This is a genomic window from Phenylobacterium sp. (genome assembly GCF_044358365.1).
Lineage (GTDB): Bacteria > Pseudomonadota > Alphaproteobacteria > Caulobacterales > Caulobacteraceae > Phenylobacterium.
Genome location: NZ_JBIKNZ010000031.1, coordinates 26,992 through 35,805, shown reverse-complemented (window position 1 = coordinate 35,805; position 8,814 = coordinate 26,992). Strand labels below are relative to the sequence as shown.

10 protein-coding genes are annotated in these 8,814 nt (G+C 63.7%); 6 read left to right on the top strand and 4 right to left on the bottom strand.

All coding sequences use genetic code 11. The annotated features are described in order from the left end of the window. Positions 1 to 380 precede the first annotated feature (380 nt). Both ACIQ3B_RS10390 and ACIQ3B_RS10385 read right to left on the bottom strand, forming a co-directional pair. Positions 381 to 1,229 carry a DUF3883 domain-containing protein gene (locus ACIQ3B_RS10390; protein WP_397402245.1) on the bottom strand — a complete coding sequence of 283 codons (849 nt, stop codon included), beginning with the start codon at positions 1,227 to 1,229 and terminating at the stop codon, positions 381 to 383. 41 nt (positions 1,230 to 1,270) lie between these two features. After that, a complete protein-coding gene (locus ACIQ3B_RS10385; protein ID WP_397402243.1) occupies positions 1,271 to 2,212 on the bottom strand; it encodes a hypothetical protein in 942 nt (313 codons plus the stop codon). Positions 2,213 to 2,335: 123 nt separating this feature from the next. Here ACIQ3B_RS10385 and ACIQ3B_RS10380 point away from each other — a divergent pair, with 123 nt between their 5' ends. From ACIQ3B_RS10380 to ACIQ3B_RS10355, 6 genes are all read left to right on the top strand, one after another. Continuing rightward, positions 2,336 to 2,860, top strand: coding sequence for a glycine cleavage system protein R (locus ACIQ3B_RS10380; RefSeq protein ID WP_397402241.1), 525 nt, complete (start codon positions 2,336 to 2,338; stop codon positions 2,858 to 2,860). 22 nt (positions 2,861 to 2,882) lie between these two features. Beyond that, positions 2,883 to 3,362, top strand: coding sequence for a hypothetical protein (locus ACIQ3B_RS10375; RefSeq protein WP_397402239.1), 480 nt, complete (start codon positions 2,883 to 2,885; stop codon positions 3,360 to 3,362). Further along, a complete protein-coding gene (locus tag ACIQ3B_RS10370) occupies positions 3,359 to 4,039 on the top strand; it encodes an HTTM domain-containing protein (RefSeq protein WP_397402237.1) in 681 nt (226 codons plus the stop codon). Before ACIQ3B_RS10375 ends, ACIQ3B_RS10370 begins: the two co-directional genes overlap by 4 nt. Before the next feature lie 73 nt (positions 4,040 to 4,112). Further along, the gene (locus ACIQ3B_RS10365; protein ID WP_397402235.1) at positions 4,113 to 4,649 is read left to right on the top strand and encodes a 2'-5' RNA ligase family protein; all 537 of its coding nucleotides are present in this window, start codon (positions 4,113 to 4,115) and stop codon (positions 4,647 to 4,649) included. A 44-nt stretch (positions 4,650 to 4,693) separates the two neighbouring features. Further along, positions 4,694 to 5,098, top strand: coding sequence for an endonuclease domain-containing protein (locus ACIQ3B_RS10360; protein WP_397402233.1), 405 nt, complete (start codon positions 4,694 to 4,696; stop codon positions 5,096 to 5,098). Between the two features lie 461 nt (positions 5,099 to 5,559). Continuing rightward, positions 5,560 to 6,381 (top strand): hypothetical protein, encoded by an 822-nt coding sequence (locus ACIQ3B_RS10355; protein ID WP_397402232.1) that lies wholly within the window; start codon positions 5,560 to 5,562, stop codon positions 6,379 to 6,381. 233 nt (positions 6,382 to 6,614) lie between these two features. On the opposite strand, the gene ACIQ3B_RS10350 is transcribed toward ACIQ3B_RS10355, so the two are convergent. Both ACIQ3B_RS10350 and ACIQ3B_RS10345 read right to left on the bottom strand, forming a co-directional pair. Then, positions 6,615 to 7,538, bottom strand: coding sequence for a 5'-nucleotidase (locus ACIQ3B_RS10350; protein WP_397402230.1), 924 nt, complete (start codon positions 7,536 to 7,538; stop codon positions 6,615 to 6,617). A 133-nt stretch (positions 7,539 to 7,671) separates the two neighbouring features. Further along, a complete protein-coding gene (locus tag ACIQ3B_RS10345) occupies positions 7,672 to 8,682 on the bottom strand; it encodes a ribonucleotide-diphosphate reductase subunit beta (RefSeq protein WP_397402251.1) in 1,011 nt (336 codons plus the stop codon). Positions 8,683 to 8,814 lie beyond the last annotated feature (132 nt).

The window sequence follows — 8,814 nt, the reverse complement described above, 5'->3', positions numbered from 1 at the left end:
GCTCGCGCAGGTCCATCGAATAGCTCTTGCCCATGATCCACCTCCATCCACGGTGAATCACGCTTCGCCAGATTTGGGAATCCTTCGATTCCCGATTCAGGCACGACGCTCTAGACGACTTGTTTGCACGGCCAATCGGACTGAAAGTGATGCGTCCTACCCAGCCGAACCGCGCATTCGACCTGATCCAACCGAAACTGGGGCATGAGGGGATGAAAGTGTTCCCGTAGAAAGCAGAAGGGCCCCTGAGAAACCCAGGAGCCCGACGCCGACCGAAAAACTCCAGTCCATTTGTATGGATTGTTGATCACCCCAACCCGACTGTCAATTTTTTCAGGTAGCTATCGGAGTCTTGATCCGATCCACAGTTCCCCCCGCCCTCAAGAAAACCGCGCTTGATACGGGTGCGTCGACAGCCGCACAGCCTCGCCCAGCGGCGGGGTGAGTTCGAACATCCGGGGGTCGCGGGCAAAGGCGTAGAGGCGCATCAGTTTGAAGGCGTCGGTGCGTTCTTCGGACAGAGCGTGTTCGTTGCGGGTGAGGAAGAACGGGGTGGTCTGGTTTCCGCGGGTGGTTTTCACCTCCACCAGACGCTCGCCGCCCTCGCGGTCGAAAGACAGGATGTCATAGCCGGCGCCGTCGCCGTCTTCCTCCGCCACCCAGCGCACCTTGCGGGCCAGATCGGGGCGGTCTTCGTCCAGCAGGCGCTGGCGCTCGAAGTGAAAGACCATCTCTTCGCCGGCCTTGCCCAGCTGGCGGTTGCGGAAGTCGCGGGCGCCGGCATCAAACTTGGCGACGAAGCGTTCGAGGATGGCGGGGCGTTCGCGAGGCGGCTGCAGCGGGGGCGCGGGCTCGAAGAAAGGCATGGCGGGTTCGGCCACCTGGTCGAGCGCCGCGGGAACCCAAAGCGACGGTTGGGTCGCGAGGCGGCGGCTGATGGCATCTAGGATCGCGGCCTGAAAATTCGCCAAAGGCAGATAGCCGCGAATGATCGGCTCGCCGATCTCTTGCAGCGCAGCCGAAATATTCTGGTGTTTGCGCTCGATCGAGCCACCCGTGCGTGGGGCTGGCGAGATCAAGTTTAACTGTTCGAGCAGACGCACACGATGGTGGGTTTTCACGTAGAGCTGACCGGCCTGTTCGAGGGCCAGCATGGCGAAGTAGTCGGCCACGATGAGGTCGAGCTCTGCGTCGGTCCAGTGCGGCTGTCTGGGATAGATGTCGGCCAAGGGCGCCTCCAAAGGGGAGGATGGCGGGTCGGGCGGTGGCGTCAAGGGGTTGGGGTCGTGGCCTGCCGCCGCCCGCGCCGCTCCCCCGGATAGGGGTTGAGCTGGCCGAGGCGTTTGGCGATGGCGTGGGCGCGGGTGGTGAGGCCGGCGGTGCGGGTGAGGTCGACGAGCTGGTCCTGATACTGTTCGTCGCGGTAGCGGCAGGCGCTGGCGACGGCGGCGGCGAAGTCGGGGCGTTCGCGTACCCACCGGTAGAGGCTGTTGGAACTGGGCATGTCGGGCTCCCTTGAAAGGCTGTGGAGCGAGGCGCCCATGATGATGCGATGTTCGATGCGGCGGGTGAGTTCGGGTGTGCATCGCAGGGCTGCGCGGGCCGGGCCGCGGGCCCGGGGACCAAGTTGCACCGCCTTTCGCATGATCAGGTCCAGTTCGGGCTGCTCGCGGCGCCAGCGGGCGAAGGCGGCGGGAGCCAGCTTGAGATCCGCCAGGACGGCGGGGATGGTCTCGCCGCGCAGCACGCGCAGATAGATGGCGTCGGCGGTCGTCTGGTCCCAGGCGCGATGGCGGAGCGCGCGGTGCGCATCCCAGCGGATCTGGCTGCGCACGCCCCGGTAGACCCGCGTGACGCGCCAGACTTCCTCGCCGAAGGCCGCCTGGGTGGCGCACCAGTAGTTATAGACCCGCCGGCCGGGCATGGCGGGGTCGCGCAGGATGCTGCCGACAGGTTCGCCGGCCTGAAGTCGGGCCAGGAAGGCGGCGGCGAGCGCCTCGTCGTAGTGGCTGGCGCGCAGGTTGCGGCCGCGCAGGCGGGCGGCGGCCAGCTGTTCGGCGAAGGCGGGGTCGGCGCGGGCCCAGTTGCTGACGGACTTTACGTCCGGCATGTCGGGCGCGCGACAGACGTCGGCCAGGCAGGGGCCTGTGGCGAGGCGGGCGAGGAGCTCGGCCTTCTGGCGCGAACGGCGGGCGGCGACGGTGCTGTGCATTCGAACAAAATAGGAACACTTGCGCGGTGTTGAAGTCCCGCCGCGTGATCGCGCCGCTTGACGACGCCGGGCGGGCGTGGCCGTACGGGGGCCGGGGCGGGCCCTGCTGATGAAAGGCAAACCATGGCGACCTTGATCCTGAGCGTGATCGGCAGCGACCGGCCGGGCCTGACCCAGGCGCTGGCGGATGCGGTGCTGTCGGCGGGCGGCAACTGGCTGGAGAGCCATCTGAGCCGGCTGGGCGGCCTCTATGTGGGCTCGGTACGGGTCGAACTGGCGCCGGATCGCGTCGAGGCCCTGCGGGCGGCGGTGACGTCGGTGGACGTCCAGGGACTGGACGTGCGGATCGCGCCGGCGCTTGAGGACACGGGCGAGACGGGCGAGGTGGTGTCGTTCAGCCTGGTCGGTCAGGACCGGCCGGGGATCGTGCGCCAGGTGACCGGCGCCCTGACCGTGCTGGACGTCAACATCGACGCCTTCGAGACCCGCATCAGCGCCGAGCCCTATTCCGGGGCGCCGCTGTTCCACCTGGAGGCGCGGTTGCGGCTGCCCGCCGGCGTGACGGCGCAGGACGTCCAGATGGCGCTGGAGGCCATCTCGGGCGAGATCATGGTGGATATCTCGCTGACGAGAGAAGAGGCGGGCTGAAGGCGGGGCTCGCGCTGGCCCGTTGCCGCCGCCGCCGAACCCTCCCATCCTGCCCGTCATGCTGAAGGCGCTCAGGCTGCTCCTGCCGGCGCTGGTTCCGTCGTGGACGTTCTTCGACGTGATCGCGCCCTCGCCCCGGATCGAGTTTGCGCTCGGCCCGGCGCCCGAGGCGGCGCCTGGCGTGTGGCAGGAATTCCGGCCCCGGCCGGCGCGCCTCCCGCCGCTGGCGATGCTGGGGCGGCTTTTCTGGAACCCGCGCTGGAACGAGACCCTGTTCCTGGTGAGCTGCGCCGAGCGGCTGGTCGACCAGCCCACCGCCCACAGTGAGGACGAGATCTTCCGCCGCATCGCCGCCGAGCTGGCCCGCGCGCCGGATGCGGCCGGATTGGCGCCATGGCTGTGGTTTCGCCTGGTCTTCATCCGGCGCGAGGGCGGGGAGCTGGTGCGCGAGACCCTGTTCACCGCCCCGCCCCGCCGCCGCGCGGACCTTATCGCCCCATGACCCTGGAAGCCGCTGTCCGCCTGACCGAGGTGCTGCTGGCGCTGGCGCTAATCCAGCAGGGTCTGGAGCATCTGGCCGGCGACCGGCGCGAGCGGTGGCTGTTTGCGGCGCGGACGCTGCTGTGCGGGCTGGTGATCGCAGGCGTGGCGGGCCCCTGGCCGCTGGTGGGCATGGGTGGCCTGTCGCTGCTGATCCTGATGCGGTTTCAGGGGCCCTATAACGGCGGCAGCGACCGCATGGGGCTGCTGGCGCTCTGGTGCCTGATCGCCGCCCAGCTGTTGCCCACCCAGCCCGCGCGGGAGGTGGCCTTCGGCTATCTGGGCCTGCAGCTGACCCTGTCCTACGCCGTCGCCGGCGGGGTGAAGCTGATCAACCCCGACTGGCGCTCGGGCCGGGCGCTGGCCGACGTGTTCCGGTTCTCCGCCTATCCGGTCAGCGAGGCCCTGCGCGGGTGGGCCGATCGGCCGCGCGTGATGCGGGCCATGTCGTGGGCGGTGATCGGGCTGGAACTGGCCTTCCCGCTCAGCCTGGCTGCCCAGCCGACGCTGATCGCGGCCCTGGCGCTGGCCGGCCTCTTCCACCTGGCCAACGCCTGCCTGTTCGGCCTCAACCGCTTCTTCTGGACCTGGCTGGCGGTCTATCCGGCGATCGTGTGGCTGCAGGATCGGGTGGTGTGAGGGGGCCGGCGCCGAACCCGTTTCATGTCTTCTGCAAACACCCCTAATGCATTCGTGATCACGGGGAGCCGATATGGAATCGCTCGAAGTCATTGCCCGACCCCATTTCAACAAGGCCGATCTGGCCTGGCTAACCGACATCCGCTCGCGCCGCGCCGGCAGCCGGGGCTCGCCCTATTTCACCCTGGTCTTCGCGAACCTGAGCATTGCGCCCGCCGCCTTCGTGAAGACGATCCAGGCCTACACCAAGGGCTTTCATCCCATCCGCTTCCGCCTGAGGTCAGCCCTGGTGGTGCCGGAGCCCGCCATCGGCCGCTTCCATGTCTTCCTGATCCCGGATGAAGGCTTCGGCGCGATCCTGAAGCTGCACGACGCCCTGCATATGGGGAAACTGAGACCGGCCCTGCGCCAGGACAGCCCCTATCTGCCCCATATAACCGTGGCCACCACCCCGGACTATACCACCGCCCGCGAACTGGCCTTCGCCCTCAACCAGGGCGACCTCGACATCCACGGCCACTTTGAAGCGCTGGAGGTTGAATCCCGCGTCGGCCAGGACATCCGGCTGGTGGCCGAGATACCGCTGTCAAAGGCCGGCTGGTTCGGGTGAGGACGAGCAGGGGCGAGGAGGCGCTTGACCCGACAGAACTTAACATGAACATTGATTTCATGGGCCAGATCAAAAGCCTCGGCCGGAACCTCATCCTCCACCGCGCCCGCACGATGCGCCGCCAGGACACCCCCGCCGAAACGCACCTCTGGAGTGCACTCCGCGCCGGCCGCCTCGGAGGTATGACCTGGAAACGCCAGGTCCCTCTCGGCCACTACATCCTCGACTTTCTCTGTCGCGACGCCCGCCTGGTGGTCGAGGTCGACGGCGACCAGCACGCCGACCGGATCGCCTACGACACCCACCGCACGGCTTACATCGAACGGTGCGGCCTGCGCGTCCTGCGCTTCTGGAACTCTGACGTCCTCACCAACCGCGGCGGCGTGTGCCTGGCCATCCTCGACGCGCGCGACACCCGCCGCCTCTCCCCCGGCGCACAGCGCCGATAGGGAGAGGATTGAGGAGAGGGCCGGCTGGGCTGACACCGGGGGGACGTCGAGGGCCCGAAAGCGTCGCCGCCGCTGATCCTCGGACTCCCACCGGCGGATCACGCTCTTGCGAGCCGGCCCTCTCCTTAGTCCTCTCCCTCTCTTCCCCCGCATTCGCGGGGTCGGGGGCGAGGAGGTGGGGTCGCGTGCGCCGTCAGTAGACGCGCGTCGGCGCAGGCCCAGCCATGGATCTCATGGCAGCCAGTTTGCCTGACGCCCAGGCCAACTCAAGGTTCGCCCATTCCACCCCCTCTGGGGGTGGATCGCGAAGCGAGGGGGGCCGATGCGCGACGCGCATCGGGGGCAACCGCCCCGCGGCGGCGCTGCGCGCCGACCTTGACTTGGCTTGAGCGTCAGGCTCGCATCATCCGTGAGATTTGGTGCGGCGAGGCATCTGACGATGCCCATGGAGTCGGATGTCAATGAACATCGCACAAGCCCGGCAGATAAGTATCGTCAGGGAGATGTTCATTGATACGGCGGATGACAACTATGTCAGCGCGCGTGCCGCATACTTTGAGCACCGAGACCGCGACTTCTGGTGGCTCATACTTCATGCGATGGAAAAATATCTGAAGGCCATTCTCCTGCTTAACGGGAGAAGCACGAAGCGTCTTGGCCACACGATGAGGCCGCTGCTCGACGCCGTGCGAGACATTGATGAGCGACTGGCGCCCCCGCCGTTCGAACGCCCGGCATGGCTGGGGCCGGTTCGAATATTTGACAACGTAGACAGCGACTTCATATGGGCTGTAGACACCTACGGACATCCAAACAGTAGATACGGAACCTATAGTTATGTTCTGGCAAGGGATGATATCCTCAAGGCCGACCACTACATCTATTGGTGTAGGCGCTTCGCCAGACCACGTTTCCAGCGCTTGGCTGATGGGCGTGAAATCGACTGGGTGAGCGAACTTGCGCTCAACCCAACGCTCTGGCGTCACCACACATCTTCTCCAATTGAGAAGCTCGTAGATCTGCCCAGAGATGACCGTCGCCGCAAACCGCTCGCGGAGGCCAACCTGTTGTTCTGTCCCGGCGAGCAAGAGGACATCGTGCTTCGAGGTGGCATTGCCCACAATGCACCGATCTATAATCGAATTGAGGTATTGAAGGAGGCAGCCGTGGGCTCGGCGGAACGTCAAACCGAGCGGGAAATTCTGAGCTGGCTGCTCGCCAATATCAAGTTCAGCAAAGAGGATGCCGATTTCATCGATGAAGCCCTAAGGGCCAATCCCTAGAAGGCGCGCCGCAACACGGGGCACCGGACTGGATATCCTGTCTCCGCGTTTCGGGTCAGGTGGCGGCACCGACAAGCTTCAGTGAGCATCGTATCGCTACATTCCACACAAGCGCCAACCCGGCAGTCGGGCCGGGAGGCTTCCCGGGGCCGTCGACTGACGAAGGGTAGGGAGGAAAATCACCGGCGCTGTGCCTCAAGTATCCGCGCGGCTCCAGGACTACGTCCCTTTATTTACTGATTCCGAATTCCAAATGGGATGTGTACACATGGAGTGCTCGCTGACGCGGGCGTAAGATGACCAAGTTGATCATCAAAGAATATCTGTGGCTTTAATACATCGAGTATATTCTTCTTCTCGATACCGCCCGTCAAAAACAACTCATCAGCCTCTATTCCCAAATTCTTCATCGTGTTCAACAGCCTCTCATGAGCTGGCGCACTTCTTGCTGTGACAATTGAAATCCTTACCGCCTTCTCTTGGCTGTTCGTCCGCTGTGAGCCTCTACGTTCAATTTCTTGAATAGCCGCAATCTGTTTCATCAAAGGCATTAGGGGGCCATTTTTCAATGGTCGGTCCTTATTTTCTACTTCGTAGTGATGAAACAACGGAAGGCCGCCATGTTCATACTGCGATTCAGCCTCGTCATCCACAAGAACGCCGTCGAAATCAAACGCAATTCGAAGTTGATTGTCATAGTCTCCGTCTTGCATTGCGCACGGTAATACATGACCTGCGGGGTGACCTTTCGCAATTGCGTCCTTAACTTCTTCCTTGTCAGTGCTCAAGTATAGGCAGGCATTGACGGCGCTCATGTAGGGATACGGAGTTGCGCCGGAAAGGAAGAAAGCACGAGAAATGTCTAGCTCATAGTGCGGCATCGCTGACATCATTCTGCGACCTGCCTCTGGGTCATTCCGTGACAACATTACAACTTCGACCGGAGATTCCTCAGGAAACAGCTTATTCAAGTGAAGTAGTCGTTTAATAAATGGAAAGGCAGCCCCTGGCGTTGGTATGTCCGACCCATGGGCGGCTTGATACGCTCGGAATGCATCAAGACCTTCATCGAGGAAAATCTGATGCTCTGTTGAAAAATCAAATAGAGCGGTGGAAGTAATGCCCACAACGAGCTTTTGTTCGATTGGATATGCCATTGGAACTCCTTAGCCTGAGCACTGCTCGACTTCGCTCAGCCCACTATCGCTCTCAAGCTAAAGAATCTCTCAAGCCTTCTATCTCGCGCGCATCATAGTTTGGTCCGCCGTTGTCATCTGACCTACCACCCCCCTACTCCCCCGCCACAACCTCACCGCCAACCCGCCGCGCCCGGGCCGCATCAAACGCCGCCCACACGCCGGCCTCGCCGTGCCACTGCCCCCGCGTCGCGGCCTTGGAATACTCCGTGCTCCGCGCCTCGAAGAAGTTCGCGTGCTCCACGCCGCTCAGCATGCTCTGCAGCCAGGGCAGCGGGTTTTCCTTCGCGCCGTAGACCTCCGGCAGGTCCAGTTGCCGCAGGCGCCAGTCGGCGATGAAGCGGATGTATTTCTTGATGTCGTCGGGGGTCATGCCCTGGATCTCGCCGGCCTCGAAGGCCAGGTCGATGAACTTGTCCTCCAGGTTCACCACCGTCTTGCAGCAGTCGACGATGTCGTCGGCGACGCTCTTCGTCACCGCGCCGGTCTCGGCGTTGAAGGCGTGGTAGAGCTTGACGATCCCCTCGCAGTGCAGGCTCTCGTCGCGGACCGACCAGGAGACGATCTGGCCCATGCCCTTCATCTTGTTGTGGCGCGGGAAGTTCATCAGCATCGCAAAACTGGCGAACAGCTGCAGCCCTTCGGTGAAGCCGCCGAACATGGCCAGCGTGCGGGCGATGTCGCCGTGCGTCTCGACGCCGAACTGCTGCATGTAGTCGTGCTTGTCGCGCATGGCCTGGAAGTCGAGGAAGGCCGTGAACTCGGCGTCGGGCATGCCGATGGTCTCGAGCAGCAGCGCATAGGCCGCGATGTGGATCGTCTCCATGTTGGAGAACGAGGCCAGCATCATCTTCACCTCGGTAGGTTTGAAGACGCGGGCGTAGCGCTCCATGTAGTTGTCATTCACCTCGACATCGCTTTGCGTGAAGAAGCGGAAGATCTGGGTGAGCAGATTGCGCTCACGGTCGTTGAGCTTGGTGGCCCAGTCCTTGAGGTCCTCGCCCAGCGGAACCTCCTCCGGCATCCAGTGGACCTGCTGCTGCTTCTTCCAGAACTCATAGGCCCACGGATAGCGGAACGGCTTGTAGGCATAGGAGGGCGTCATCAAGCCCGGGAGCGTGCGGATATTGGAGGCGGTGGACACGGCGGCGAATCCAGACAGCGAGGGTTTATTTTGGCCGCCACGATAGGCGCCAAGTACGATCTACATCTAGCGGTATGTTGAAGCTATACCCCA

Coding starts and splice junctions, on each gene's coding strand:
- ACIQ3B_RS10385 (WP_397402243.1), bottom strand. CDS start 2,212: ATGCACAGCACCGTCGCCGCCCGCCGTTCGCGCCAGAAGGCCGAGCTC.
- ACIQ3B_RS10380 (WP_397402241.1), top strand. CDS start 2,336: ATGGCGACCTTGATCCTGAGCGTGATCGGCAGCGACCGGCCGGGCCTG.
- ACIQ3B_RS10370 (WP_397402237.1), top strand. CDS start 3,359: ATGACCCTGGAAGCCGCTGTCCGCCTGACCGAGGTGCTGCTGGCGCTG.
- ACIQ3B_RS10365 (WP_397402235.1), top strand. CDS start 4,113: ATGGAATCGCTCGAAGTCATTGCCCGACCCCATTTCAACAAGGCCGAT.
- ACIQ3B_RS10360 (WP_397402233.1), top strand. CDS start 4,694: ATGAACATTGATTTCATGGGCCAGATCAAAAGCCTCGGCCGGAACCTC.
- ACIQ3B_RS10355 (WP_397402232.1), top strand. CDS start 5,560: ATGAACATCGCACAAGCCCGGCAGATAAGTATCGTCAGGGAGATGTTC.
- ACIQ3B_RS10350 (WP_397402230.1), bottom strand. CDS start 7,538: ATGGCATATCCAATCGAACAAAAGCTCGTTGTGGGCATTACTTCCACC.
- ACIQ3B_RS10345 (WP_397402251.1), bottom strand. CDS start 8,682: ATGACGCCCTCCTATGCCTACAAGCCGTTCCGCTATCCGTGGGCCTAT.